This is a genomic window from Calothrix anomala FACHB-343, assembly GCF_014696435.1.
Classification (GTDB): Bacteria; Cyanobacteriota; Cyanobacteriia; order Cyanobacteriales; family Nostocaceae; genus Aulosira; species Aulosira anomala_A.
In genome coordinates this window covers 107,309-133,850 of the sequence record NZ_JACJQG010000004.1, presented here as the reverse complement: position 1 = coordinate 133,850, position 26,542 = coordinate 107,309, and the positions used below count along the sequence as shown (strand labels likewise).

21 protein-coding genes are annotated in these 26,542 nt (G+C 39.4%); 11 read left to right on the top strand and 10 right to left on the bottom strand.

Going from position 1 to position 26,542, the window contains the following annotated elements:
* Positions 1-32 precede the first annotated feature (32 nt).
* Positions 33-2,444, bottom strand: a complete 2,412-nt coding sequence (locus H6G08_RS03240) for a sucrose synthase (protein ID WP_190538853.1) — start codon at positions 2,442-2,444, stop codon at positions 33-35.
* 1,787 nt (positions 2,445-4,231) lie between these two features.
* Here H6G08_RS03240 and H6G08_RS03235 point away from each other — a divergent pair.
* From H6G08_RS03235 to H6G08_RS03220, 4 genes are all read left to right on the top strand, one after another.
* Positions 4,232-7,441 carry a peptidase domain-containing ABC transporter gene (locus H6G08_RS03235; protein ID WP_190538852.1) on the top strand — a complete coding sequence of 1,070 codons (3,210 nt, stop codon included), beginning with the start codon at positions 4,232-4,234 and terminating at the stop codon, positions 7,439-7,441.
* Between the two features lie 757 nt (positions 7,442-8,198).
* Positions 8,199-9,770, top strand: coding sequence for a beta-barrel domain-containing protein (locus H6G08_RS03230; RefSeq protein ID WP_190538851.1), 1,572 nt, complete (start codon positions 8,199-8,201; stop codon positions 9,768-9,770).
* A 36-nt stretch (positions 9,771-9,806) separates the two neighbouring features.
* Positions 9,807-10,223 carry a HetP family heterocyst commitment protein gene (locus tag H6G08_RS03225; RefSeq protein ID WP_190538850.1) on the top strand — a complete coding sequence of 139 codons (417 nt, stop codon included), beginning with the start codon at positions 9,807-9,809 and terminating at the stop codon, positions 10,221-10,223.
* A gap of 842 nt (positions 10,224-11,065) precedes the next feature.
* Positions 11,066-11,797 (top strand): peptidylprolyl isomerase, encoded by a 732-nt coding sequence (locus H6G08_RS03220; RefSeq protein ID WP_190538909.1) that lies wholly within the window; start codon positions 11,066-11,068, stop codon positions 11,795-11,797.
* 98 nt (positions 11,798-11,895) lie between these two features.
* Here the strand turns inward: H6G08_RS03220 and H6G08_RS03215 are convergent, their stop codons facing one another.
* From H6G08_RS03215 to H6G08_RS03205, 3 genes are all read right to left on the bottom strand, one after another.
* Positions 11,896-12,063, bottom strand: coding sequence for a hypothetical protein (locus tag H6G08_RS03215; RefSeq protein WP_190538849.1), 168 nt, complete (start codon positions 12,061-12,063; stop codon positions 11,896-11,898).
* A 74-nt stretch (positions 12,064-12,137) separates the two neighbouring features.
* Positions 12,138-12,797: a hypothetical protein gene (locus H6G08_RS03210; RefSeq protein WP_190538848.1), complete on the bottom strand. Its 660-nt coding sequence runs from the start codon at positions 12,795-12,797 to the stop codon at positions 12,138-12,140.
* A 189-nt stretch (positions 12,798-12,986) separates the two neighbouring features.
* Positions 12,987-14,057 carry a D-alanine--D-alanine ligase family protein gene (locus tag H6G08_RS03205; protein ID WP_190538847.1) on the bottom strand — a complete coding sequence of 357 codons (1,071 nt, stop codon included), beginning with the start codon at positions 14,055-14,057 and terminating at the stop codon, positions 12,987-12,989.
* A gap of 220 nt (positions 14,058-14,277) precedes the next feature.
* Between H6G08_RS03205 and H6G08_RS03200 the strand changes: the two genes are divergently transcribed.
* From H6G08_RS03200 to H6G08_RS03190, 3 genes are all read left to right on the top strand, one after another.
* The gene (locus H6G08_RS03200) at positions 14,278-15,555 is read left to right on the top strand and encodes a DNA cytosine methyltransferase (RefSeq protein ID WP_190538846.1); all 1,278 of its coding nucleotides are present in this window, start codon (positions 14,278-14,280) and stop codon (positions 15,553-15,555) included.
* A 100-nt stretch (positions 15,556-15,655) separates the two neighbouring features.
* Entirely contained in the window at positions 15,656-16,549 is an 894-nt protein-coding gene (locus H6G08_RS03195; RefSeq protein ID WP_190538845.1) for an RpnC/YadD family protein, read from the top strand.
* Between the two features lie 79 nt (positions 16,550-16,628).
* Positions 16,629-17,270, top strand: a complete 642-nt coding sequence (locus H6G08_RS03190) for a hypothetical protein (RefSeq protein WP_096641898.1) — start codon at positions 16,629-16,631, stop codon at positions 17,268-17,270.
* Here the strand turns inward: H6G08_RS03190 and H6G08_RS03185 are convergent.
* The gene (locus H6G08_RS03185; protein WP_190538844.1) at positions 17,248-18,264 is read right to left on the bottom strand and encodes a CHAD domain-containing protein; all 1,017 of its coding nucleotides are present in this window, start codon (positions 18,262-18,264) and stop codon (positions 17,248-17,250) included. The two genes, H6G08_RS03190 and H6G08_RS03185, sit on opposite strands and share 23 nt — an antisense overlap.
* 284 nt (positions 18,265-18,548) lie before the next feature.
* Between H6G08_RS03185 and H6G08_RS03180 the strand changes: the two genes are divergently transcribed.
* Complete coding sequence (locus tag H6G08_RS03180) at positions 18,549-19,619, top strand: DUF3616 domain-containing protein (RefSeq protein ID WP_190538843.1); 1,071 nt, start codon at positions 18,549-18,551, stop codon at positions 19,617-19,619.
* An 18-nt stretch (positions 19,620-19,637) separates the two neighbouring features.
* On the opposite strand, the gene H6G08_RS03175 is transcribed toward H6G08_RS03180, so the two are convergent.
* The gene (locus H6G08_RS03175) at positions 19,638-20,042 is read right to left on the bottom strand and encodes an NIL domain-containing protein (RefSeq protein WP_096641900.1); all 405 of its coding nucleotides are present in this window, start codon (positions 20,040-20,042) and stop codon (positions 19,638-19,640) included.
* Positions 20,043-20,175: 133 nt separating this feature from the next.
* Here H6G08_RS03175 and H6G08_RS03170 point away from each other — a divergent pair, with 133 nt between their 5' ends.
* Positions 20,176-20,766: a thioredoxin family protein gene (locus tag H6G08_RS03170; RefSeq protein ID WP_190538842.1), complete on the top strand. Its 591-nt coding sequence runs from the start codon at positions 20,176-20,178 to the stop codon at positions 20,764-20,766.
* 611 nt (positions 20,767-21,377) lie between these two features.
* Positions 21,378-22,181 carry an SDR family NAD(P)-dependent oxidoreductase gene (locus H6G08_RS03165; protein WP_190538841.1) on the top strand — a complete coding sequence of 268 codons (804 nt, stop codon included), beginning with the start codon at positions 21,378-21,380 and terminating at the stop codon, positions 22,179-22,181.
* Between the two features lie 59 nt (positions 22,182-22,240).
* Here H6G08_RS03165 and H6G08_RS03160 read toward each other — a convergent pair whose 3' ends face one another.
* From H6G08_RS03160 to murG, 4 genes are all read right to left on the bottom strand, one after another.
* A complete protein-coding gene (locus H6G08_RS03160; RefSeq protein ID WP_190538840.1) occupies positions 22,241-22,390 on the bottom strand; it encodes a PsaJ protein in 150 nt (49 codons plus the stop codon).
* Positions 22,391-22,723: 333 nt separating this feature from the next.
* On the bottom strand, positions 22,724-22,969 hold the full coding sequence (locus H6G08_RS03155) for a DUF6737 family protein (RefSeq protein WP_190538839.1): 246 nt from the start codon (positions 22,967-22,969) through the stop codon (positions 22,724-22,726).
* Positions 22,970-23,141: 172 nt separating this feature from the next.
* Complete coding sequence (locus tag H6G08_RS03150; protein ID WP_242046046.1) at positions 23,142-23,624, bottom strand: hypothetical protein; 483 nt, start codon at positions 23,622-23,624, stop codon at positions 23,142-23,144.
* 871 nt (positions 23,625-24,495) lie between these two features.
* Positions 24,496-25,572, bottom strand: coding sequence for an undecaprenyldiphospho-muramoylpentapeptide beta-N-acetylglucosaminyltransferase (gene murG, locus H6G08_RS03145; protein WP_190538838.1), 1,077 nt, complete (start codon positions 25,570-25,572; stop codon positions 24,496-24,498).
* 83 nt (positions 25,573-25,655) lie between these two features.
* Between murG and H6G08_RS03140 the strand changes: the two genes are divergently transcribed.
* Positions 25,656-26,528 carry a DUF8623 domain-containing protein gene (locus H6G08_RS03140; protein ID WP_190538837.1) on the top strand — a complete coding sequence of 291 codons (873 nt, stop codon included), beginning with the start codon at positions 25,656-25,658 and terminating at the stop codon, positions 26,526-26,528.
* Positions 26,529-26,542: the final 14 nt, after the last annotated feature.

Below are 26,542 nucleotides of genomic sequence, written 5' to 3'. Positions count from 1 at the left end.
AGTCAACAGTCAACAGTCAACAGTCTCCTTCCCTAACGATGCATGTGCTTTGCTAAAATCCTGTCGGCTCTGGGTTTATAAATTAAATGGAATAGTGTGTCCATATAACGCAATCTGGCTTCGGTGTTTTCTGGGGCGACGAAATTCCAAAAGCTATAAATTTTCGCTAGCAATACTAACTGATTGCTATGTAATTTCCAGTTGTACTTGTTGCGAATTCGTTGAATCGCCCAATCGGAAATTTCTTGCCAATATTCGGGATGAGTATCGCACTGACTACAAAAATCATCTATTTTAGTAGCAGAACCTGTTAAATCTGTCGGATTTAATACAAATTTATGCTCCTGTTCTTCAATAATTTCTAAAGCGCCGCCAAATTGAGTTGCAAATGTTGGTAAGCCAGAAATCATCGCTTCTAAAATACTTCTGCCAAAAGCCTCAAAGCGGGCAAAATGAACGTAAATACCCTTTTTATCTGCTACTAGGCGGTAGACTTCGCCAATTTCCTGATTTGACAGACGCATTCCCAACCAACGAATATGACCGTGAAGCTGGTAGCGATTGATAATGTCATGCAGTTTTTGAATTTCTGCTGCTTCTTCTGGGTTGGCGGCTGCTGATGTATGCAACTTACTAGTTAAAATAAATAAATTGCAATGCTCTTGTAAGGCTTTACTTTCACCGAAACATTCAGCTAAACCAGTCAAATTTTTAATGGAAATTATCGGTGCTATCGTTAAAATGGGTCGTTTTTCTGGCTGCTGTAAATCTCCTAAAATATCTGAATCTTGACGGTAAAAAAGTAAATCATTAATTTGGGCTTGCAGTTGAGAATCTCGGTTTTGCGGTTGGCTATAGGGGAAAAATATATCTTCACTTACTCCCGGCGGTACCACGTTAAATTTATGATTAAATAAATCTATGCCGTCAATTACGTGATATAACTCCGGCATGGTAAAAAATTTGTATGATTCATACTGACCAACAGTTTCTGGCGTGCCAACAATTTCTTGGTAGGATGAAGTTACGATAAAGTCGGCTGCATTCATATTAATTAAATCGGCACTGAATTGAGCAGAAAAGTGATATTGTTCCTCTAAATCTTGCCAGTAAAGATTACTAAATAAATTTTTGGGTTTTTCTAAAATATGCGCAATATGACAATGGGTAACTTTCAGACTTTTCGCCAAAAGAAAAGCGACTAAATTACCATCGGTATAATTGCCAATTAATAGATGGGGTTTACCAGAAAATTCTGTTAATATTTCTGTTTCCGCATCATGAGCAAATGTTTCTAAATAAGGCCAAATCTCATATTTAGAAATCCAATTATCGGTAATCTCTCGATTAAATTCCCTAAAAGGTACCCGCAATATCCAAGCGTTTTCTGTCCCAGCTATTTTTTCTCGCCTTAAATTACAGAATGTACCTTCGCAGTTCGGAATTAATCGGGTGAGAACAACTACATGGGGTTGAATTCCTAAAAGATCCAAACCAGCTAATTCCATTTCTTGACGCAGCTGGTTCTCTAAACTCCGTGCTTGTTCAAGAACATAGGCAACTTGGCCTAAGGTTTCATCTCTACCAAGCACTCCCTCTTGTCCTAACCAACCATGTACGGAAATTAAGACGGCACGAAAAACAGCAGGAATCCGCGCGACAAATGCTTCTAAAAGTCCTGGTTGGGGATTTTCAATTAAGCGTTGCAGAAGTTCTAAAGTTTCGCTGATGCGGGAAGCTGTGTTACCCCAACCTGGCTCAAAGCCGAATTCTGCTAAGTCAGCGCGAAATTTTGCGTATGGGGTGTCAGGATGTAGCTGAGTCAAAAATTTGCGTACTTGCTGCATACTTGCGGCTAGTTCTGCGCCGGAAGTAATGCGATCGCTAATTAGCAAGCCAATGCCATCATAATTTAATCTATGTAGTACCTGGAATAATACCTCTAAACAGTATTGTGGGTCTGTCAATACCTGAGTGCATAGATAACGGTTGAGAAAACTTAACCCTTGACCAATGTTTCGCGGATCGTTGATTGTGGGTGAATTAGCGTAAAAGGGATGCAGATCTATATCTAAAATGTGAGGCTGGTAGCGATTAACTAAACGATCTCTCACATCTAGTATGGCTTGGGGTGTCATCTGCTGGAAATCATCACACTCGGCTGTTAATCGCCACACTTCCTGACTCGCAATTCGGGGACGAACTACAAACCAAGCACTGTCATCTTCTAAGATGATTTCATGACAGTAGTTAATGATTTTGCCGACAGCAGAAGCATGATAAAAGTATATAGGGCGATGGGATTGCTGGCAATATTCAGCAAAGATTTGTAAAATCTCATTTCTGAGGAAGTAAGGCTTCCCAGTGGCTCTAAGTGCCAAAATTAGCTCTTGCAGAGCAATTTTATCATCACTGTTGCAGGCAGCTTGAACTAGTTCATACATGACTCAGCCCTAGTAATCTCAGTAGGTCACGACCTCATTAGTTGTCTCCTCAGCGGTAATACGGTTCAGTTAGCGCCAAAAACCTGAAATTATCCTTAAATTATGCTTAACTGAGCCATATTGGTTGTAGAGGTGCATTTCCCCTCATATCTTAAAAAACCAGTCAAGCCCTTCTCGTCTAGCTAGAGGATGAGGTTTTGAAAATTTCGCGCTCAGATCTGGCACTCAAGTATTGATATTGAGTTAATATTTTTTTAATAAACTAAGTTTATTAGTCTGGGTAAGCAAGCTTTGTTTGTATAGCCTCGCTTTTCTAGGGTTAGGACTTGGGAGCATCCCAAATGTGCAAAAACGCCCTCACCCTATAAGGGTGGGGCTAGAAATACGAAGCCTGCCTTCGCAGGCTAAAAGTTTGATAGCCTGCGAAGGCAGGCTTTGTTGGTATAGCAATACCCTTCTAGGGTATTGCGTCAAAATTGGGATGCTCCCTAGGACTTAAGCAGTGTCAGATATTTTTTATGCTTTTTGTCAATGGTCAATAGTCCATAGTCCAAAAATCTGAATTTTGGCCATTGACTTTTGACTTTTGACTACCCTTGTGAGGGTTTTTGTGTTCGGTGCGTAAGTCCTAAGGGTGTAAGTGCAAGATATCAACGAGGGAATCTAGCAACTCATCAAAGTTCAGCACCAGGCGATCGCTAATTCTGGATTACGGCTGTAAAACTCTGTTTAATTAGATTGCATACCATATATATCCTTTTAAGCCCTCATCCTTAAGGTAGATATTGCAGACATATAAATAGAAAAGTACAAACACAGACAAATAGGTAAGGAATAATAAATTCGGCTCAAATCCTTTGCTAATATGACTTATACTTGCAGTTACATAATTATTTATAATGTTCTTAACTTGAGATTAATCAATACTTAACTTTATTTTATAGTTTTTATACTGAATAAATAAACGTTGCAAATAATACAGTTAAATCCAATTTACTGAATTTAGCTTGGTCTGACTTTTACCAAAATTTTATAAATAGCACTTACTTTTTAAGGATATGGTGAAGAATTCCGTAAATAACGTATAAGCGGGCTTTTTCAAGTTGCCATTTCTTGACAAAGCAACTATGAAATGCGTAGTATTCTTGTGTATGTGTACGTAGAAGCCTAAACAGCAGCATTATATTTAAACCCCTTCGACTCGGCTAGCTAATTTTTCCCAGGTGGCATCTTATGTATCCGAAACTATCTTGTAAATACATTGTTTACAACTGCAAAGTACCTATATCGACGAGGTGCAAGCTGTCTTAATTGCTTTTTTAAGACAGGTTACTAGTCTTTCACAGGTGAATTCCTAGAAGACTGACGCAATTGTGAGAAAAAGTTACAGTTTTTTCTTTGTAGTTAGCGGCTCTAGTCCTGATTTTGAGGATAAAAGTTGTTAATAGTAACTGCAAATAATATTCTTTTTGCGTCAGTTGAGCGATCGCCTAATGAATTCGTCTCCGTCAATGTATGACTTCCAAGTTGTGAATTTTGTCAAAGCATTGAGTAAATTTGTCTCAAGCAGAATTTTTGCTGACGTAACTTTTATCGCGCTTTTTCATTGATAATTTAGGGATTTTTGTTAGCAGTTCAGTTATCAATCAATTATCTAAATAACTATCAATTGATATATGGATGACACTGCTAGTGAATAATTCCCCAATTTTGTCTGCTGACAAATTAACAAGCATTGTATATAAAAAGAAAAATTTTTTTAAAATTCTGTTGGGTATGGGTATTTTATGAAGAAGATATTAGAAGTCGAAGCAGGTATCGGTGACACACAAAGCAACTCGCATCAACTTCTAGAAGAGATATTACTCAATATACTCTCGGAAAATAAAAACGTAGTCACGAATTTTAGTCAAGCATTTGAAATTAACGCTTTTTCCTTGGGACAGGAGATTGTCAGATATAATACATTCCCAAGTGAAGACCAATCTGTTCAATCTGAACAAAATCACCAGGGTTTTTACATAGTCTGTGCAGGTCGAGTGCGATTAGTTGGGTTTGATGTTGCGGCACAACGAGAAGTAGCATCTGCATTGCTAGAAGCAGGAGATAGCTTTGGTACGGATGAGTTATTTGGCGATCGCCCTTTAGGTTACAAAGCGATCGCTGCCAGTACAGGTGCGATCGCGTTTATCTCTACAGCTAAGTTGCAAACATGGTGCGCCCAACTTCCCCAACTCCCAGATTACCTGCAACGCACCACAGCTACCCGGCAAATGTTGCTGTTCTTTAAAACTACAGTCGATTTGCAAAAACAGCGCGGAAGTTCCGTTATCAAGGAGGATCTGCGCCAACAACAATCTAGCCTCAAAAAAGGAACTGGGCGTCAGACATCACTTTCCAGTCATACCCTGAAAGAATTTTTACCCTACTTACAACAAATCAACATCCCCGCAGGTTCTGTACTAGCCCAAGCAACCCCAGCCAATAGCGGACGCTTCTTTTTACGTAGTGGTGAGATTCACAGTCAAAACAACCCATCACAACCAGCAATCGGAATAGGCGACAGTTGGGGATATCCCCAAGAAATCCCCGATGATTGGATAGCACAAACCGATTTAGTAGCTTATAAACTACCCATAGAGCATTGGGAAGCAGCGATCGCCATCGTTCCCACCATCGCTGATGCAGATCTCAATGGAGCCTCGCCCCATCGCCCTCGCCGGATCGCCCCGACATTATTGTTTGAGCAACCAACACCCAAGGTACAAACCGAACAACCAGCTCCCACCCTCCAACCCAACTCTCAATCTATACCCTTTCCCCATCCCCATAAATACCGCCGTCCTTGGTTTGGTAAACGCTATCCTTTCATTCAACAGCAGAGTACATCTGATTGTGGTGCAGCTTGCTTGGCGATGATTTCCCAATATTGGGGGAAAAAATTTACTATTAACATCCTGCGGAATTTAGCCAATGTGGGACGCGGGGGAGCCTCCCTGAAAAGCCTAGCCGCAGCTGCTGAAACCTTAGGCTATCAAGCTCGACCAGTACGCGCCAGTTTTAATCGCCTCAGCGATCGCCAACATCCTTGGATTGCACATTGGCAAGGAGACCACTATATAGTTGTTTACAAAGTCAAAAAAAATCATGTCATAGTCTCCGATCCGGGAGTGGGACGGCGCAAGCTGAGTCTGAAGGAATTTCAAGCTAACTGGACGGGATACGCACTCTTATTAACCCCCACACCTGCGTTAAAACAAACACCCAATAGTAAACCCTCTTTAGGCAGATTTTGGGGTGCATTTTTGCCCTATAGCAAAATGCTCATCCCCATCATTGCTTCCTCTATACTTTTGCAAGTATTTGGTCTGGTAACGCCTTTATTTACACAGATTATTCTCGATCAAGTCGTAGTTCATAAAAGTTTAAGCACCTTGCAAGTCATGGCGGTGGGGTTGTTAGTGTTTAATGTTTGGCGGATTGCTTTGGGAAGTATGCGCCAATACATGCTAGTCAACTTTTCCAATCGCGTAGACTTAACCCTCGTGAGTGGATTTATCCGCCATGCTTTAAACTTACCCTTGCAGTTTTTCGCCTCCCGTCATGTCGGCGATATCCTCACCAGAGTTCAAGAAAACGAGAAAATTCAATCTTTCCTGACTCGTCAAGCGATTGGTGCTTGGTTAGATGTGTTAACAGCAGTAGTCTATGTAGGTTTGATGGCATATTACAACTGGCATTTAACCTTATTGGTGCTGTCAATACTATTACCCTTAATCCTCTTGACCGTGTTTGCTAGTCCGATGCTGCGCCAAGTGTCGCGAGAAATTTTTAATGAAGCTGCCAAACAAAGTTCTACCCTAGTAGAAATGCTCACAGGGGTGGCTACAGTTAAAGCCGCAGCCGCCGAACACGAGTTACGCTGGCGATGGGAAGACAATCTCACCAGTACAATTAATGCTCAATTTCGCGGTTATAAATTGGGCATTGGCTTAGGTGTGGTTAGTGAATTAATTAATGCTCTCGGTAGTACGGCATTGCTCTGGTATTCTGCTACACTAGTTATTCAAGACCAACTGACGATTGGGCAATTAGTCGCCTTTAATATGTTGATTGGTAACGTGGTAGGCCCGGTGATGTCCTTGGTGGGTTTGTGGGATGAATTGCAGGAAGTCATGGTTTCTGTAGAAAGGTTAGATGATATTTTTAATACCGAACCAGAAGAAACTACGGAAAAATCTTTGATGGTATTGCCCAAACTCCGAGGCGATGTGCAGTTTGAAAATGTCACCTTTCGTTACAATGCTGACGACGATCGCAATATTCTGCAAAATATTTCCTTTGAAGCTCATCCAGGTCAAACAATAGCCATTGTCGGTCGTAGTGGTTCTGGTAAGAGTACTTTGGTGAGTTTATTACAGGGTTTATACCATCCGACTACAGGAAAAATTTGGATTGATGGACATGATATTCGCCATGTTTCGCCCCAATCTTTACGCCGTCAATTGGGTGTAGTTCCCCAAGAGTGCTTTTTATTTTCAGGCACGATTTTCGAGAATATTTCTTTATATCGGGAAGAATATAACTTAGAAGGGGTGGTAGAAGTGAGTAAACTCGCAGAAGCTCACGCTTTCATCCAAAGTTTGCCCTTGGGATACAGTACCAAAGTAGGGGAGCGGGGTTCTAATCTTTCTGGGGGACAAAGACAGCGAATTGCGATCGCTCGCGCTTTATTACCTAATCCCCGGATTCTGATTTTAGATGAAGCTACTAGTTCCCTCGATACCGAATCCGAACGCCGCTTTCAAAGAAATTTACAATACATCAGCCGCGATCGCACTACCTTTATCATCGCCCATCGTCTTTCTACCGTCAGAAATGCCGATAATATTCTCGTATTAGATCGCGGTGTAATTGTTGAGCAAGGTTCCCACGATCAACTAATTGCCAGTAAAGGTCTTTACTATCATCTAGCTCAACAGCAAATAGATGTTTAATATCAATTTATTTAGGTAAATTGATGCATAGCCAAAGTTTTCTCTATGCAAATCAGGACTTGTTAACCGCCCAAGATTTTCAATGATTTTTATGAACTATGGATTGACAAACGGCTGTGATTAACATCAACTTTTCTGAGAAAAACTTAAAAAATGAGGGGAGTTATGAATGATTAATTCTGCAAAATAATTTAATTAAATAATTGTTATTGTTTAGTTTAGGTGATTAAATCACGCAAAATTCAGGTTTATCTCAGAAAGGAAACATACTAGTATTTGGGCTAAATCAAGGATATAACCTGATAAATGTGAAGATTTCATGAAAAAATAAGCGATTACATCAATTTAATCCATTATTGTGCCGATGATTACATTTTTCTGTCAAAAAACTAGCCAATTTGGCTAACATCATTCGTAAGAAAGAGTATCATATAATTATGTACATACATAATGAGTCATAGAGTCTCCATAAATCATTATGCATGGATATAAGAAGTAGTAATTACTGAAAATTTAGCCAGCTAAGTTGATGAATATGGAGACTTGAACAACCAAGTGTTTAGATAAATTATTATCCCTAACCTATGATGATGTAGTAGATTTATAGCTGGACATGCAAGATAGCTTTAACAAGCAATAATGTTGAGATAATTTCCATTTAACCTGAATTACTTACAGGTAAAAAATCATCTTGATTACAGCTATTTTCTGAGCAAAAGTAGCTAAATGAGAGAAGTTTCAATGGTAGAGAGCTTCCATGAAACAACCTTTAAAATCCCTAGTTGCTCGACATGTAGAATCATCAGCGATCAAGAAAAAATCTCTTGATGCAGATGACCAACTACTAGATTTAGCCGAAGAAACAGCCTACCTTTATGGAGGGACAGCTGCTTCTGCGGAGGTAGCGACGGAGCAGCGCCATAATTTCCCAGATGATTTTTCCCCAGCAACTCCCCAGGCTGTTCCACCTAAATCAGGTGATTGGTCTGCTTCTTTACAAACAGTTTTAGACGATCCACCCTCTGCTCTTCCCTATCACATACTGCTGGCGGGAATTCTGTTTGGGATATCTGTTATGGTTTGGGCGACAGTGGGACAAATTGACGAAGTGGGTAAAGCTTCTGGTAGATTAGTCCCCCAAGGAAAGCCATATAAAATCAATACAGTTGTCTCTGGGAAAGTAGCGCGTCTGGATGTCAAAGAAGGGGATACGGTAATCAGAGGACAGGTAATAGCACAACTTGACCGCGAAATTGCTGTCAATGAAGTTGAGCGGTTAGCCCAAGAAATTGCCTCTTATAAAACACAATTAATTCAAACCCAAGTTTTAATAGACAAAACTCAATTAGAAGCGAAAACCCGTCTAGCGATTAATAATGCAGAAATCAAAGCGCAAGAAGCAGTTATTAATCAAGCTCAAGCGAAAATTGAGAGTCAAAAAGTAGCGATCGCCCAAGGACAACAAAGAGCCGAAATTAACAAATCACTTGTAGCCCAGCTAAATGTGGCTGCTAGTGCGGAACAGGAAAGATTAGAACGGTTAAAATCTTTAGCAGACCAAGGCGCAATCTCCAAAGACCAAATATTTCAAGCACAGCAAAATCTAGGCGATCGCCAACGAACTATTACCCAACAAATAGGAGAAAGCCAACAAACGCTCACAGAATCCAAGCGACTACAAGCAGACTTACGCCAAGTTCTTGCAGAAGCTCAACAACTACAAGAACAACTAGCTCAAAAGCAAGCTGAAGGTAACACAGTCCAAATTCAGACTCAACAAACAATTCAAAAACTGCAAGTAGAAAAAACTCAGTTATACGCCAAAATGCAGCAGACAGAAAAACTTCTGCAACAGTCCAAAGCGCTGTTAAAACAGCTGTCTTTAGCTGCTCCGGTGAATGGAATGATTCTGTCTTTGAATATTAAAAATAGTGGAGAAGTAGTTCAACCAGGACAAATAATCGCGGAAGTTGCTCCTGAAAATGCACCATTAATTCTAGAGACTGTATTACCTACTCAAGAAGCCGGCTTTATTAAAGTAGGAAACAGCGCCAAAGTAAAATTTGATGCTTATCCCTATCAAGATTATGGTGTGATTACAGGTAAAGTGATCTCTATTTCCCCAGATAGTCAGCCCGATGAAAAACTAGGAGCTGTCTACCGGGTGGGAATCGCCCTAGACCGGAATTATGTGAAAACACGCCAGCAAACTATCCAATTTAAACCCGGTCAGACAGCTAGTGCGGAGATTATTATCCGTCGCCGTCGCATTGCAGATATGCTGCTAGAACCAATTAAGCAGCTACAAAAAGGCGGACTCAATTTATAAACTTCTATGTAGTCTAGTAAAATAAGGGTTAATTGTATGAGCTACCAAGTTTCCTCTCAACCAAAAAATTATCAAAAAGCTATTAGTTCTGAACAATTGAATCAAGTTATAGAAGCTATTACTGAAGGTAGATATTCTTGGGCTTGTGTCCTACTACTCCGTTTTGTGGGTTACAATCCCCTGCACTTTATTCCCCAAAGAACTTACAGCCGTTTAATTAAAGAAAATAGCCAACCTCAAAGTACAATTGTCTCGACTACTAATAGAAGCTTGTCAGCTAACCTCTCCACTAGCAAAGGTGGTTCTCAGGGTTTAAATAAAATTCATGACCTAGATTATCTGGAAACATCTGATAAAAAACAGGCTAGTCTCAAAGGCGGTAATAATTTGTTGTTGTTTCCCGAAGCCGTTAATCAAAACCTGATTACCCATTCTCGCGACTCTTTAAAATAGCTGCAACTACTGGCTAGACTTTTGAGCTTTGACAGCCGATCAAATCCTCATTCACTCAATGAGGATTTTTCATATTGTTCAGCCCCCGGCTTTTTCAAAAGGTCGGGTATCTATTTATTAGGACTTACGCACCGAACACAAAAATCCTGACAAGGCTGGTCAAAAGTCAAAAGTCAATGGTCAAAATTCAGGTTTTTGGACTATGGACTATTGACCATTGACAAAAAGCATGAAAAATATCTGACACTGCGTAAGTCCTATTTAGTTAGCAGTATTGGTATAAATTTTCAAATATACGTAGCAATACCAATCCTACAGATACTACATATCCTGAGATTTTTTTCTCACCAATTTGGATGCAGCTAGTAAGTATATCCAGATAAATAAAAATATTTTTCGCCAAAATGACCACCTTTTTTTGGCAGAATTCTTTAATCTATAAATATAAATTAATCTGCCCTGTGTGAAAGCTAATTTTCTCAAGTAGAATGTACCATTTCTACTGTGGATTAATATGTCCAAATAAATTCTGCTTTTACAGCAGTTTTCACCTATTTGAACCACATCTATCGTAGGGGCACGGCACCGACAATCTGTTGGTACATACAATAATTTTACTAATGCCGTGCCCCTACAGCGTGGTCTATTTACCTGAAAATAGCTGTAAGTTGCACGATCCATCGTCAGGATAACAGCCTTTATTAGTAGTTATGCAATTTAGACGCTGGAAATCTAAGTAGAGAAGCGATCGCACAAGGGGCTGTGAGCGATTCTTATAATTTAAATATCTTAAAATTTGTAATTCTTACTCAACATTTAAAACAATGACAACACAGACAAAAATGATTGACTTCAAAGGCCATATTATTTTTCCCGAAGAGATTATTGAATATCTCAAAAAGACTTTACAGGTTAAAGAGTTATGTAATAATATTTTATACCAAAAAATTATTAATCGTGCAGCCCAAGAAAGAGGAATAACATTAACTCCTGAAGAAATCCAGACAGAAGCGGATAGACTACGCTATGAAAATCGTTTAGTCAAAGCCAGCGATACTTTAGCATGGCTAGCAGATCAGCTAATTGTTGCGGATGATTGGGAAGCGGGAATTCGCGATAGTTTGTTGAGTAAAAAATTATCGCAGAGTTTATTTAATAGAGATGTGGAAAAATATTTTTCTGAAAATCAGCTTGATTACGATCAAGTTATTCTTTATCAGATAGTAGTCCCACATATACAATTAGCTCAAGAAATTTGTTATCAAATTGAAGAAGGCGAACTCAGCTTTTATGAAGCTGCGCACATTTATGATATTGATGAGCGACGCCGCATTAATTGTGGCTATGAAGGCAAATTTTATCGTTGGAATTTGAAGCCAGATATCGCAGCAGTTGTGTTTAGTACTAGGCCAGGAGATTTATTAGGGCCGCTAATTGTAGACCAAGCCAGTTACATTTTTATGGTAGAAGAATTTATTCCGGCTGAGTTAACGCCAGAAAGACATCAAGAAATTTTGGATAAAATGTTTAAAGAATGGCTATCTGCAGAACTAAACTATCTTTTACATGCTTAGTAATACATCAATAATTAATTGCGATTTAAGAGCTTGGTAGACCCTGATAACAATACCCTTGAAGTCGTTTATCTAATTTATTTTAATTTTACTAACTGTCAGTGGGTTGCCAATTTGGCATTTTCGCTAGAATGCAATCTATTGTGAGGGCTGTTGACGGTTGACGGTTGACTGTTGACGGTTGACGGTTGACTGTTGACTGTTGACGGTTGACGGTTGACGGTTGACGGTTGACGGTTGACGGTTGACTGCAATATTAGAAGCACATTCGCTTAAATAATAAATCAGGCTATGGAATTACCATAACCTGATTGAAAAAACAGTGAATTATACAGAATGATTAGTTGCGTAAAATTGCAGACAAAGAACTCTGCTTACGTATATCCATTAAATCTGCTAAAGACTCTTTGCTTTTTTCTGGACGATAGCTTTGTTCTGGTGGTAGAACTGTCATGCGCGGTTTTGTCTGAGATTGCATGGAAACTAGGGGAGTGAGTGATGAGGATGGGACAAAAACCGGAGGATTTTTGGCTGGTGATGGTTCTACTGTTGGTGGTTTGCTGGGGACTGTGCGGATGGGATAACGTCTAGCTGTTTTGTGGATTGTTTTACCATTTGCTGGACGGTTGAGGACGCGCAAAATGATGAAGCATCCACTAGCACAGCTGAGAGCGATCGCTGCAACCATCCACAAAGGTGTGGGATTATTGTTCTCAGAGGGCGTATTATTGACTGCTTCGGCTACGGTGGCGACATCTAGATTTTTCTCTATCTCTTCTGGCTGTTGTACATTCCCAACAGAACCCAGGTTATATAAAGCAAGCACAGCACTTGCAACAAATATTGCTGATAACCCAATCAACAACAGCCAAGGATGGCGCGTGAGCAGATGTATCAGAAATTGCGAGCTACGGATGGTTCTCGATTTACTGTTTGTCAGCTCTGGAGTGACCCCAGTAGGTTGGGTTGGCTCGTGCTGTACAGTCTGACTTTTTTCCATAGATTACTTTCAGATTTGTACCCCTCTAGATCCAAGATCATACTGGAGGAAGCAAGTATCATGTATCCGTAGTCAGATTTTGTAATGAAGTAACTTTTGTTTGCAGTTTAAGCTACTAAATCTGCAAACTTTGCCCAAAAATCTGATTTTTGTTGCCTCTAAAACTGTTTATTAACTGCATGGCTGCGGCTAACTCTTTCCTGCGGCTGTAGCATCTCTCTCTATAGCTAGTTGGATTAATTTATCGACTAATTCCGGGAAAGAGATTCCACTGTGTGCCCAAAGTTGAGGATACATACTAGTTGCGGTAAATCCCGGTAGGGTATTGATTTCATTAATCAACACTTCTCCTGTGGCTTCTACGTAAAAGAAATCTACTCTGGAAAGTCCAGCAGCATCTACAGCAGCAAAGGCTTTTAATGCCATGTCTTGGATTTGACTAGCGATCGCTTCTGGTAAAACAGCAGGTATCAGTAAATCTGCTAGTCCTTGAGTATATTTTGTTTCGTAATCGTAAAAATCGCTATTATAAGTAATTTCGCCAATAACCGAGGCTTGGGGTTGATCGTTACCTAAAACCGCACATTCTACTTCTCTGGCGACAACTCCAGCTTCCACTATAATCCGGCGATCGTAACTAGCTGCATTATCTAACGCCGCTTCTAATTCTTGGCGCGATCGCACTTTGGCAATTCCTACCGATGAACCTAAGTTTGCGGGTTTGACAAAGGAGGGATAACCGAGTTCCGCTTCAATTTCATCGCATAATTTGGGAAATACACAAGGATTTGACCAAATTTGCGCTCTCGTGACTGCTTTGTATTTGACTTGGGGTAGTCCAGCTTGAGCAAAGGCAATTTTCATACCAATTTTATCCATCCCCGTAGCTGAACCCAACACCCCAGAACCGACAAAAGGAACTTGCATGAGACTGAGTAACCCTTGAATTGTCCCATCTTCCCCATTCGGCCCGTGGAGAATGGGAAACCATAAATCTACTTCTTGTGTTTGGGGAGGAAATTGCCAAAGATTCGGAGAGGTAACAGAACTTTGATAAACAGCGCCAGAGTCTAAAACTTGTTGCGCAATTTCTCCTGCTTGCCAAAAACCATCTTTTTGGATGTAAAATGGCAGAATATCATATTTACTAGCATTTGTATCTGCACTCAAAGCTTTTGCGATCGCTCTGGCTGAACTAATTGAAACCTCATGTTCTCCAGAACGACCGCCAAACAGCAAACCTACCCGCAGTTTAGTCATCTTCAGTACCTAATAGCTTTGTCTCGCAGTTAGCGTATCACAACCTGGTCATTTGTCATTTGCTAGAGACGCGATTCATCGCGTCTGTACAAGGGTCATCTCTAAATTATTAATTTTTTGGGTGAGATGTGATATAATATGTTGCTTTAAATTATAATTTCCGTGTTATCGCTGGTTTACGCACCGCAACAGATTTTATAGGTCAAAGTCTAAATTATAAATGAGACTGAGAAAGAAAAATTCAGAACTCAGCATTAGCCAACGACCCATTGCAGTTGATTTGTTCGCAGGTGCAGGTGGGATGACTCTTGGCTTTGAACAAGCGGGGTTTGATGTATTAGCGGCGGTGGAAATTGATCCGATTCATTGTGCAATTCACGAATATAATTTTCCCTTTTGGACGGTGTTATGCCAAAGTGTAGTGGATACTACCGGGGAAGAGATTAGAAAGCGATCGCAAATTGGCGATCGAGAAATTGATGTTGTCATCTGCGGGAGTCCTTGTCAAGGTTTTTCTATTATTGGGAAACGGCTTTTTGATGACCCGCGCAACTCTTTAGTATTTCATTTTTATCGCTTAGTTTTGGAATTACAACCAAAATTTTTTGTGATGGAGAATGTCCGAGGTATTACCATCGGCGAACATAAACAAATTCTGCAAAATTTGATTACTGAATTCCAACTTAAAGGTTATCAAGTAGCAGAAAATTACCAAATTCTGAACGCTGCTCATTATGGAGTACCACAGGCGAGAGAAAGATTATTTCTGTTAGGTGCCAGGGAAGATGTATTATTACCAAAATATCCCCAACGGCTGACGCAAATAGCTAAACCTCATACATCATCAAAGAAAAAATCATCTGTATTACCCATAAGTCCAACAGTTTGGGATGCAATTGGCGATATCCCAGAAGTAGAACAATATCCTGAGTTACTGCTAAGAGATTGGGTAGAAGCAGAATATGGTAAACCAAGTAATTATGCTCTCATACTGCGCGGTATTCAGACTTTAGATAATGATTATTCCTACCCGCGTAGATTTGATTCGCGAATTCTTTCTTCTAGCTTCCGTACCAAGCATTCAGATGCGACTAGAGAACGTTTTGCTGCGACAGTTCAAGGTGAAAGAGAACCAATTAGTCGATTTCATAAATTGCATCCGGCTGGTGTTTGTAATACTTTAAGAGCAGGTACAGATATGTATCGCGGTTCGTTTACTTCGCCTCGCCCAATTCATCCTTTTACACCTAGATGTATCACAGTCAGAGAAGCAGCACGGTTACATTCTTATCCCGATTGGTTTAGATTTCACGTGACTAAATGGCATGGATTTCGTCAAGTTGGTAACTCTGTACCGCCACTTTTAGCTAAATCTATAGCATTAGAAGTTATGAATGCCTTGGGTAAATTGTCATGTAAACCTGAAGTAGTTCAAGAACTAGGCAATGAAAATTTATTACATTTCAAAATGTCGGAAGCTGCTAAATATTATTTATAATTCGTAATTCGTAATTCGTAATTCGTAATTCGTAATTCGTAATTAATTATTAGGAATCAAGTATGATAAATTTTATGCATGGGTAAATCTAGATTTTTATATGTCTAAATCGGCTGATATTAGCACTAAAAAGTTAATTATTTTGGCTCCAAATAATTGGGTAAAGTGGGTAACGCAGATACCTGATTTAATAGCAGATGAAATCCTCAATTCAGAATTTCAATGGATTAGTCGTGAAAGTGATGTACTCATCCGCGTTGAAAGTCCCCAGTATGGACAATTTCTGGTTCTCAATGAATTACAATTGCGCTACAAACCAGAAATGCCAAAAAGAATGCGTGCTTATGCGGGATTAGCTGAAGAAAAATATAATCTACCAACTTATCCTGTATTAATTAATATTCTGAAAACGAGTAATACAGAGATTCCTACAAGATATGAATCGAATATTGCAGGGATAGCAGCCTATCAAGATTACCGCGTAATTAACTTGTGGGAAGTTGATGCTAATATCGCTTTTGAACAACCTGTACCATCTTTACTGCCTTTTGTACCAATTCTTCAAGGTGGTGAAGACGAATCTAAAATTAGAGAAGCCTTACGTTTATTGCAAGCGGATGAACAATTAAACCAACTGGAAACGGTTTTAGCATTTTTTGCTACTTTTGTAATAGATAGCGCTTTAGTTAAACAAATTATGAGGTGGGATATGACAGTATTGCGCGAGTCACCCTGGTATCAAGAAATTTTGCGCGAAGGTGAAATCCGTGGGGAACAACGAGGCGAACAACGGGGTAAAAGGGAACAAACGCTAGCAAATCTTCAAATGACGCTGGAAATGAAATTTGGTAATGAGGGATTACAATTAATGTCACAAATTAACCAAATTGCTGATTTGGATAGCTTAACAGCGATTTTTCGAGGCGCGATCGCATCTGAGACAATTGAAGATTTACAAAACTTAATAACTCAGGTGTATAATCAGTCTGCATAAAATTGCGATCGCAAACCTATTGATGGAGTGAAGGGGTTAAAACCTCGCCAACATAACTCATATCAACAGGAAAACGACAATGAAAACTCAAATTCTCTTAAATCTTGCTTGTTCTCTATCTTTATTAGGTGCTGTTACAGTTCCAGCTATGGCGCAACAAGTTCCTAGCGTAGCACCTCAACCCCAAGCAATTTCTCAAGAGATTACTATCCCTCAAGATACAGCTATTATTGTCTCCTTTCCTGCCCCTGTAACTGTTGATGTGGGGCAAAAGAAAGATTATCCTTTGACACTTCCTTTAGCCAGTGCAATTAAAGATGCTCAAGGTAATGTTGTAGCACCAGAAAATACTCCGGTAACTATTGTTTTAAAACCGACTGATGGCGGTGCGAAAATTATCGCCCAATCCTTAGTAATTAATGGGCGAATTGTCTCGATTAAAGCATCGAGTCAAATGATTCCTGGTACTACTATTACCCAAAAACGAGCTAATGATAAAGCTGTAGAAAATGGTTCTGTTTGGGGTAGAATTACTGGCAGTACTTTAGGCTTTATTAGCAATGGCGATCCGGAACAATTTGATAGAGGTGCAATGCTGGGAAGCGCTATTGGCTTAGTTTCCGGTTTGCGTTCCGCAGAAAATACCAGAATTGTCCAGATTCCCCAAAGCAGTGTTTACGTTTTATCCCTAGAAGCACCTATCCAACTTTCTGGGCGTTAGTTTCATCTGCATGAGAAAAACCAGATTCTTTGGGATGTAATACTGTTAAATGAAAACCATGTCTGGTTTCGATTTTTAAATATCGTTCTTGCAATGGTTGCCAACGCTGCCATAATTGATAGCGATTATCTGCTAATAATTTAGTCAGTCCATGCAAATGACTGTGCATGTCTGACTTAAAGACATTCTCTAGCCACTCAGTTAACACGACGCTGTCTTGCATCGAACCCAAAATATCTTGGATACTTTTTACATCTGCTATGTAAGCGGCGTAAGACTCGCTATATAAATCACCAAAGAGTTCCATTTGATAGCGTACACGTTTTGCTTGTTTGCGCAAATCATGTAGTGTTTCGCCTTCTTTGGTTAATTGTTGTTCTATCTTTTCTGCTTCCCAATTTTGATGAACTTTTAACTGTGAGTCTACAAATTCAGTTCCTATCAACCAACCAGGATGCAAGAGAAATTCACTCACTTCTGGTAATAGTAAATCTGGTAAAACTTGTCCAATACTAATATCAGCTAAATCTTTATATATGGGTTTTTCTAACCAATCTTCCATTGATTGCTTGAAAGACTTGTAAGCTTCATCCTTTAAGGTTGTCAGAACTAAAGATAATGCTTGTTCGCGTTGTTTAGCGATCGCATCAAATGCTGTATGTAAATATGTCTGTTCTTTATGAGATAACCGTGGTTTATAGTCTTTTTCTAAATTTTCTTTGAGTACGTCTAAGTCTCTTAAGCTACCCAGCTTTCGAGCAATTTTACCGATATTTTTATCACTAACAGGCTTGGCTAAATCTAAAGCGATCGCAAATCTACTGACAGCAGTACGCAGTCTCCGCATCCCTACGCGCATTTGGTGCAATGCTTCGGGATCTTCATCTTTCTTGACTGATTTTTCCCACTTGAGAATTTTCTTATAATGTTTTTGTACAGCCTCGTATGCATAGTCTCCGAGAGTTTGCACTGGAGTATTTGTTGCTAATTCCATCACTTACACCAATCCTAATACGCAATCTGATTACTGCATCATAACATTCGGTAAAGATTTGCATAGGTAACTTTTGATGTTTTTTAACTCAAATTTTCATCAAAATTCTGATTTTTCCCAAGCATCAGTTATGATATGCGATCGCTAATTTTATATTAACTATAGTTGACACAAATAGCAGTAATACCAAAGGTGGGATTGTTTCTATCTCCACAGCTAGATTTGGTGTAAATTACAATACAAATAAAATTATTCTCAATCTACTGTGCAAACCATCGTGTCAAATGTATAACAAAACATTTTTAGAACCAGTATATTTAACCTTCCTCGAGAGTTTTGCTAAACACAGAAAAGACTTGAGCGCGATCGCGCTAACTGCACAGCAGCATCTATGGTTAGGCTCGGATGAAAGCTCATCTTTAGAAAGACTCTCGCTTATTGAAAGTAACAAGTTTGGCGACCACAAACAATTCCACATAGCAGAATATATTGATTTACCAGCACCAGAAAGCGCAGAAATTGATATTGAAGGACTAGCTTATGCAGATTACTACTTATGGTTTGTTGGTTCTCATAGCTACAAACGCCAAAAACCTAAAAGCAAATATACGGATATCATAAATATTGAAAGATTAGCAACAATTACATCAGAACCTAACCGCTACATCTTAGGTAGAATTCCCTTAATAAATGGAGAATTATTCTCAACTTGTCCCCATCCAGATAAACCAAATGAGCAATTAAGCGCTGCTAAACTAGAGCTAACTAATGAGGGTAATTTGCTCATGACAGCCTTAGCAAACGATCCCCATTTAGGCTTTTATATTCAAGCAGCAATTCCGGGAAAAGATAATGGCTTTGATATTGAAGGACTTAGTATTTATCAAAATCGCATTTTTCTAGGTTTGCGAGGCCCAGTGTTGCGTGGTTGGGCTGTAATTCTAGAAATAGAATTAGAAAATTCTCACCTGGGACTGATGACATTAAAGCCAATTGATGAACAAAAAAAAGGATATAAAAAACACTTTCTCTGGTTAAATGGTCTAGGAATTCGCGATTTGTGTCTAGATAACGAGGATGTGCTGATTTTAGCCGGGCCGACGATGGATTTAGACGGGCCAGTACAAATTTACCGTTGGCAAGTGGGTGTGAATTCAGCAGAAAATACTCTGAGTTACCCAGAGTTTGTCCAAGATGTTCCCTATGGAAAGCGGGAAGATCATGCAGAAGGTATGACTCTATTTAATGATGTGTCTGGTAAACCTTCATTGTTAGTAGTGTATGACTCTCCGGCTAAGAATAGGTTAATAGGCGATCGCAATGTTATAGCCGATGTCTTGGAGTTAGGGAAATAACAACTGACAACTGACAATTCAAAGATTAGTAGAGATTGCTTGGACAGGACAGGTAGGAATACACTGTTCGCAGACAATGCAGCGCGATCGCGTGAATGTTAATTTGTATGTCTCTGGATGCAGAGTCAGCGCTTCTGTGGGACATACCCCAGTACACAAACCACAATGGACACAAGTATCTTCATCAATGATAATTTCGCCCAAGGTGTGAGAGACATTGATATTTTGCGATCGCATCCATTCAATCGCCGCATCTAGCTGATCGATATCTCCCGATAGTTCTACGACTAATTTACCTATTTGATTAGGTGCAACTTGGGCACGGATAATATTAGCAGCTACGTTAAACTCTTTTGCCAGTCTATAGGTTACCGGCATTTGTACAGCGCGTTTGGGAAATGTTAAAGTAACTCGTTTTTTCATGGATTTGTTCAGTTGTCAGTTATCAGAGACGCGATGAATCGCGTCTGTACAATTATTCTCCTTGTCCCCTAGCCCCTATCCCCTTCCGCTAAACTGAAGATGATCCTGCTTAATATGTTTTAATAATTCTGTTATGACACCAGATTCACCTGTTAATTCTCCCGCCAAGCCTGAATCAATTGTAGGCGGGCGCGTGAGAAATTTCTTAGTCGCTATAGTCGCGATCGCTCTTAGCGTTGCTTTAGTTTTAGGATTGCGAACTGAAACAACTACAGCTTCTCTCTCCAAGTTAGGCGAGTCCTCTACACCCTTAGAAGTTGCGATCGCTAACGGTAAACCCACACTGGTGGAATTTTACGCTGATTGGTGTACTGTCTGTCAAAAAATGGCTCCAGATATAGCTGAGTTAGAACAGCAATATGCTGACAAGCTAAATTTTGTCATGCTGAATGTTGATAATACCAAATGGCTGCCGGAAATGTTGAAATATCGGGTAGATGGAATTCCCCATTTTGTCTTTTTGGGTAAGGATGGGGAAGCGATCGCTCAGGCTATTGGCGATCAACCGCGTACCGTCATGGCTAGTAATTTGGATGCTTTACTAAGTAATTCTCCTTTACCTTATGCCCAAACTAGTGGCAAGGTTTCTAAATTTTCCGCACCAGTTACACCAACTACTAGTCAAGATGACCCCCGCAGCCACGGTTCTCAAGTGGTTAATTAATAGCGTATTTATCAAAAAACAGCTTATTTTCTCCTCTTAAGCACCACCTGTTTAGGAGGTTTTTTATGGTCATCAAAATAACAATTAAATTTTTATATTGCTGATATATCCTGATATCTACTTATTAATAATATCACAGTTGTCTTACATGATTTTTTCCCAAATATGTAGATATAAAAACCAAACTTTAACTATCATCATCCAAATAAATAGGCTATTGTAGCGCATTTCTGTAGAGATTCACTGGAGAATGATAAAAAATCAGCCTACGGATTTTGAGAATACAACTTTGGTATTAGATAAACTCGTGATTGATAAGTTATAACTTTATAATTTTCCCAGTTTGTTCTGATAACTACAACTGCTTAATATTCAGCAAAGTATATTCAAAATAGGCTGGCGTAATTACTAGCGTTGATGACTCAGGAGCTAAAAATTTAACTTAAAGTTAAGTATTGCGTTAAATTCCGATAAAACGACAGTCATTGAGCTAAAAAGCATCAAGCAAGTATTTAAACAAGTAACGACCATTAACTAATCTAATTTGTTCCGAGGTCGATTACTCAAAATGCCTAAAAGCCCTATCAAGTAAAATTTCTATATTTTGTCATATGAATACAACAATCCCAAAAAACCGTAAACAAACGGCTCTAATTACTGGCGCGGCTAATGGTATCGGCTACGAATTAGCTTATATTTTTGCGATGAATGGCTACAATTTGGTATTAGTAGATAGAATTGCTCATAAATTAGCTGAAGTAGCCGATAAATTTCGAGAACAATTTGGCATTTTTGTGAAGCCTATTGTCAAAGATTTATCTATTCAAACATCACCAGAAGAGATTTTTACGGAATTACAACAAGAAGTAATTCAAGTTGATGTGCTGGTAAATAATGCGGGATTTGGGATTCATGGGTTATTTAATGAGACAAACTTAAATACTGAATTAGAAATGCTGCAAGTAAATTTAGTTTGTCTCACTCATTTAACTAAATTATTCCTGAAAGATATGGTAAAACAAGGTAAGGGAAAAGTCTTAAATCTGTCTTCGGCTGCGGCTTTTCAACCAGGCCCTTTAATGGCTGTTTATTTTGCAACTAAAGCCTATATTTTATCATTTTCTCAAGCACTAGCTAGTGAATTAGAAGGTACTGGTGTAACTGTCACAGCGTTATGTCCAGGCCCTACACAATCAGCTTTTCATGAAAGAACGGGAATTGCTGGTGCTAGACAGGTAGAAAATAATAATATGATGGATGCAAAAACAGTGGCTAAAATCGGTTATCAGGCGTTAATGGCTGGTAAAACTGTGGCTATTCCTGGGTTAAAAAATAAATTACTGGCGGAACTGGTGAGATTTACACCCAGAAATTTGGTAACAAAAATTGTCAAAAGTATGCAAGAAATTAAATAATCAGCATGAGTGATGCGATCGCATGTAAAGTGCGATCGCCCAATCCGAATTATCTCCCCTTATGGCATAGGATGGAATAGCAAATCTGGGAAAACGAAGTTAAAAATAGCCCAGGTAGAGAAGGCGATTGATATAGTTAAAACCGCCAGCACAGGTGCGAGAGAAAGGTATCTACGGAAGTAAGATTGTTGATCGTTGGCTTTCTGCATAGAGAAACCTCTAATAGCATTTAGTAATTACATTGGAAAAGTGCGGTAAACGGAACATTCCTATTTTTGTGAGATATAAATCACTGAAAAAATATCTCTGTTTTTCTCAGCAAGAGAAGTCCGCGAATCAGAAATTCGACCGCACAACCAAAAGATTAATTATTAATAATTTTGGGAACGTCTAACTCAAGTAATGCTTTGTATTAAATTGCTTTGTAGTCAGGGTTACTTTAAATTAGCTAAGAGTCAAAAGTTAATATACCTGAAATTATTGGCGTAGGAAGGGAACAGGAAACAGGGAACAGGGAAGAAGGAATCCTCAATGATTTATAATTATTTTTCGAGATTGTTATTTTGATATGAATCTAAAATCCCGTTACGCATAATTAGCTGCGGCCAAATTAATAAAAAGAACCCCATCCAAATTAATATCGGGAGAGAAATCAGCACCGTTAACCAAATAGTTTTAAAAATTAACCAACTACCACTAATGATAGTTACACCTGTGAGGAGAATAGACCAAGGCTGACACCACCAAGGTTTATAATTCCAAGGACTTAAGGGCTTATTTTCAGTCATTTGAGAATTATTTTTGCTCAATAATTTTGTAGATTTGGCAATGCCAACCATATCATGATTTGGCTGGGCATTGCTATGTAGATTTTCACCCATCAAAATACTAGCCTTGAAAAGAGAATTACACTCACACCAACCATCAACATCTCTCTTCCTAGTCCCTAGTCCCTAAACCCTATCTTCCGTTAGGTTTCCAATTTGGCAATGGAATATAATCATCTGTGAGAATATCGTAAACTCGGATTTCACCACCAGGATTTAAGACGCGGAATAGATAAATTGTATCAACGTGGTCTACATGATTCTCTACTACACGAATTGTGTAGTAAGGTGTCTCTGGCGTTGGTGAACTCTCAAGCATCGTTGCTACGCGAATAGTTCCACGAGACAGGCGTTCAATTTCTCTGGCTTTGCGTTTAACTTGTGGTAGTTTCTCAATTAACTTTACAGCTGCTTTCTCGTCAATTTCACTAGAACTTTGAGCAACTTTTATAGCCTGCTCTGCGGTAGAATCTGGAGATATCTGGACATAGTTGATCCCCATTTGAGCATGATTTATCGTGCTTTTAGCGATGGCTGATTGCCCTGCTACTGCTAGGAAAAATGTAATAACTAGAGGACTATAAGTCAACCTCTGCATAACCCTACCTATCAACATTCTGATTTGCTCTAAATGAGAACTCGTTATAAATTCAGCATATCGGCAGATGAATCAAATTGTCATCTTCATCAGGAATAATATTGATAATTTGGGACTATGGTATTAATAATCATTAATAATATGGTAATTTACGGTTGACATTGATGCGCAATCAGTTTCGCAAATTTATTTACCAGATTAGGCGAAAAATAATACCAATTCAAAATTCAAAATTCTCTCTTGGAAAGTTCTGATCGGAGGAAACCTCCGCTCAGACTTTCCGCAAAATTCAAAATTAAGAAACCAAACACAACAAGGGTTTGGGGCTGTGCATCTGTCGCAATCATTTTTTTAATTGGTATAATATACAATCATTCCCTATCAAAATGTGTTTTTATCCCAATTTAAAAGAAGAATATGAAAGATGGTAGGGGCATAGCACTGCCATGCCCTCTAGAATATATTGATGTGCCGTAAAGCTATTTAAATTATTATTATAATAAATTTATGTATGCATCAATTAAAAGTAGCACCAAAATTTTTAAATAAACCTGATTTACAGCATATTGCAGGTAAATGAGGTATGCGCTTTGGGGCATGGCAGTGCCAGTGCCCCTACAATCAACGATTATCTGTACCTCACAAACTGACAATCTGCTTTAATAGTCAAAATTTAGCTTTTTCTCCAAAAAGCATAATATAAAATTAAGCAAAAATATCAAATTTTATAAATTTAGCGAGAAACAAAGATAGGTTTGTTTAGGGAATTCCAGCAATTAAATTATCCAGTTTGGAGAGTGAAGATAAATATGAGATGCTTCTAACTCTGCTGACTGTGCTTACACAGGAATGGGATATTTTTAGTCGGAAATCCCTGAGCAACTTCTGTCTATCTCTCGACTACTTCCCGGACTAATTGTGCCAATTTATCTGCACTATCGGGAATAGCGATCGCTTTTGCTTTCTCTCCCATTTTCGCTAACTCTGTGGGGGAGTTCAACAAGTTTAAAACTTGAGTTTGCAAAATTTCCGGGGTTAACTCCGATTGTTTAAAGGCTAAAGCTGCGCCTGCTTGCGTAAAGACCTTAGCATTATAGGTTTGATGGTCTTCGGCGGCAAAGGGGTAAGGAATCAAAATCGCTGGTGTTCCACACACCGCCAACTCTGTTAAACTACCCGCACCAGAACGGCTAATAGCTAAATTTGCTCGCCGCAACAATGCCGCCATATTGTTATAAAAGGGCAAAGCTATATACTGGGGATGTTTTAAACTCTCCGCTTCTGGATCGTTCTCGCCAGTTAAATGCACAACATAAGCGCCAGTATCAAACCAAGCTGGTGCGGCGGTGCGAACTAACTTATTTACCGCCACTGCGCCTTGGCTACCACCAAAGACAATAATTAAGGGAACTCCATCAGGAATGGGTAAATCTAGGGATGCATGATGATTGTCATCTAAAAATTGCGATCGCACTGGCGTACCCACATATATACTTTTAGCACGGGGTAAATACTGGGCAGCCGCTTCAAAGCCTATAGCCACAGCATGACACCAAGGGCCAAAAAACCGCGTTACTTTTCCCGGTAAAGCGTTAGATTCGTGAAAAACTACGGGAATTCCTAAAGAACGCGCCGCAATCACCGCCGGGCCTGCAATATAACCGCCAGTGGTAAATACGCCTTGAAATTTTCCCTGCTTGAGGATGCGTCTAACTTTGAGAACCGAACTCAGCAGTTTACCTAAAATAGGAAGAGAGGAAATACCAAAACCTTGCTGAAACCCCTCAACTGCAATAGTATGCAATTGATACTGCTGAGGAACCAGCTGAGTTTCTAAGCGATTGGGTACGCCCAACCACTGAATATCATATTCTGGCAGTTTTTCTGCCAGAGCGATCGCCGGAAATAGATGTCCGCCAGTCCCACTGGCTGCTACTAATAATCTAATCGGTGCTTCTTCTACCATTAAACCTCTACCATTTATTGTTTAGCTTCACTAAGATAAAACAATTTCCTACCTTATCAAGTAAAATCAGTAAACTCTTGCCAATGACTAAGATTATTACCTTATTACTGAAACGCTACCGCAAATTCCCCGCTAGCATCTGGCTAATTTTATCCATACTGACAGTGAGCATTGCAAGTACTTGGCAATCTAGTCAAGCTAGTACGCCACGCAACTTACAACCAGCCAAAAAACCCATATCCCAACAACTAGCCGCCGAGCAATACGCCCAAAACGCACCTGCTCAATTAACGAATTTGTTAACACAAATTGATGCAGCCGCCAACCAAGGTGATGTAAAAAAGGTAATCGAATTCTACAGCCCTAATTTTACTCATGGCGACGGTTTAAATCGCCAAACCCTAGAAAAAGCCTTAATTGACCTCTGGAAGCGATATCCCAAATTAAGATACACTACTCAGTTGCAATCTTGGCGCACTGAAGGGAATGTCATTGTCGCGGAAACAGTCACTAATATCAGTGGCTTACCTTCTGCTAACAGTAATAATATGGCGCTGAATGCCACAATTAAGTCCCGTCAGCGCATCTCAGGTGGCAAAATCGTCCGTCAAGATATTTTGACCGAACGGACTTTACTCACTTCTGGTAGCAAACCACCGCAAGTTGATGTTAAGTTACCACAACAAGTGAGAGTTGGACAGCAATATAATTTTGATGCGATCGTCCAAGAACCACTAGGTGATGAATTCCTCTTAGGAACAGCCATAGAAGAACCTATTCAAGCAGATAAATATCTCAACCCCACACCTGTAGATTTAGAATTACTCAATTCTGGCGGCTTGTTTAAAGTCGGACGCGCTCCCTCTACTCCTGGTAGTCAATGGCTTTCTGCCGTAATTTTACGGGGAGATGGCATGACAATGATAACTCAGCGTTTACAAGTGGTGAAAAAATAAATTTAGGGGCTTAG

Bases quoted from the DNA above. Each gene is read 5' to 3' on its own strand.
- H6G08_RS03240 (WP_190538853.1), bottom strand. From the start codon at position 2,444: ATGTATGAACTAGTTCAAGCTGCCTGCAACAGTGATGATAAAATTGCT.
- H6G08_RS03235 (WP_190538852.1), top strand. From the start codon at position 4,232: ATGAAGAAGATATTAGAAGTCGAAGCAGGTATCGGTGACACACAAAGC.
- H6G08_RS03230 (WP_190538851.1), top strand. From the start codon at position 8,199: ATGAAACAACCTTTAAAATCCCTAGTTGCTCGACATGTAGAATCATCA.
- H6G08_RS03225 (WP_190538850.1), top strand. From the start codon at position 9,807: ATGAGCTACCAAGTTTCCTCTCAACCAAAAAATTATCAAAAAGCTATT.
- H6G08_RS03220 (WP_190538909.1), top strand. From the start codon at position 11,066: ATGATTGACTTCAAAGGCCATATTATTTTTCCCGAAGAGATTATTGAA.
- H6G08_RS03210 (WP_190538848.1), bottom strand. From the start codon at position 12,797: ATGGAAAAAAGTCAGACTGTACAGCACGAGCCAACCCAACCTACTGGG.
- H6G08_RS03205 (WP_190538847.1), bottom strand. From the start codon at position 14,057: ATGACTAAACTGCGGGTAGGTTTGCTGTTTGGCGGTCGTTCTGGAGAA.
- H6G08_RS03200 (WP_190538846.1), top strand. From the start codon at position 14,278: ATGAGACTGAGAAAGAAAAATTCAGAACTCAGCATTAGCCAACGACCC.
- H6G08_RS03195 (WP_190538845.1), top strand. From the start codon at position 15,656: ATGTCTAAATCGGCTGATATTAGCACTAAAAAGTTAATTATTTTGGCT.
- H6G08_RS03190 (WP_096641898.1), top strand. From the start codon at position 16,629: ATGAAAACTCAAATTCTCTTAAATCTTGCTTGTTCTCTATCTTTATTA.
- H6G08_RS03185 (WP_190538844.1), bottom strand. From the start codon at position 18,264: ATGGAATTAGCAACAAATACTCCAGTGCAAACTCTCGGAGACTATGCA.
- H6G08_RS03180 (WP_190538843.1), top strand. From the start codon at position 18,549: ATGTATAACAAAACATTTTTAGAACCAGTATATTTAACCTTCCTCGAG.
- H6G08_RS03175 (WP_096641900.1), bottom strand. From the start codon at position 20,042: ATGAAAAAACGAGTTACTTTAACATTTCCCAAACGCGCTGTACAAATG.
- H6G08_RS03170 (WP_190538842.1), top strand. From the start codon at position 20,176: ATGACACCAGATTCACCTGTTAATTCTCCCGCCAAGCCTGAATCAATT.
- H6G08_RS03165 (WP_190538841.1), top strand. From the start codon at position 21,378: ATGAATACAACAATCCCAAAAAACCGTAAACAAACGGCTCTAATTACT.
- H6G08_RS03160 (WP_190538840.1), bottom strand. From the start codon at position 22,390: ATGCAGAAAGCCAACGATCAACAATCTTACTTCCGTAGATACCTTTCT.
- H6G08_RS03155 (WP_190538839.1), bottom strand. From the start codon at position 22,969: ATGACTGAAAATAAGCCCTTAAGTCCTTGGAATTATAAACCTTGGTGG.
- H6G08_RS03150 (WP_242046046.1), bottom strand. From the start codon at position 23,624: ATGTTGATAGGTAGGGTTATGCAGAGGTTGACTTATAGTCCTCTAGTT.
- murG (WP_190538838.1), bottom strand. From the start codon at position 25,572: ATGGTAGAAGAAGCACCGATTAGATTATTAGTAGCAGCCAGTGGGACT.
- H6G08_RS03140 (WP_190538837.1), top strand. From the start codon at position 25,656: ATGACTAAGATTATTACCTTATTACTGAAACGCTACCGCAAATTCCCC.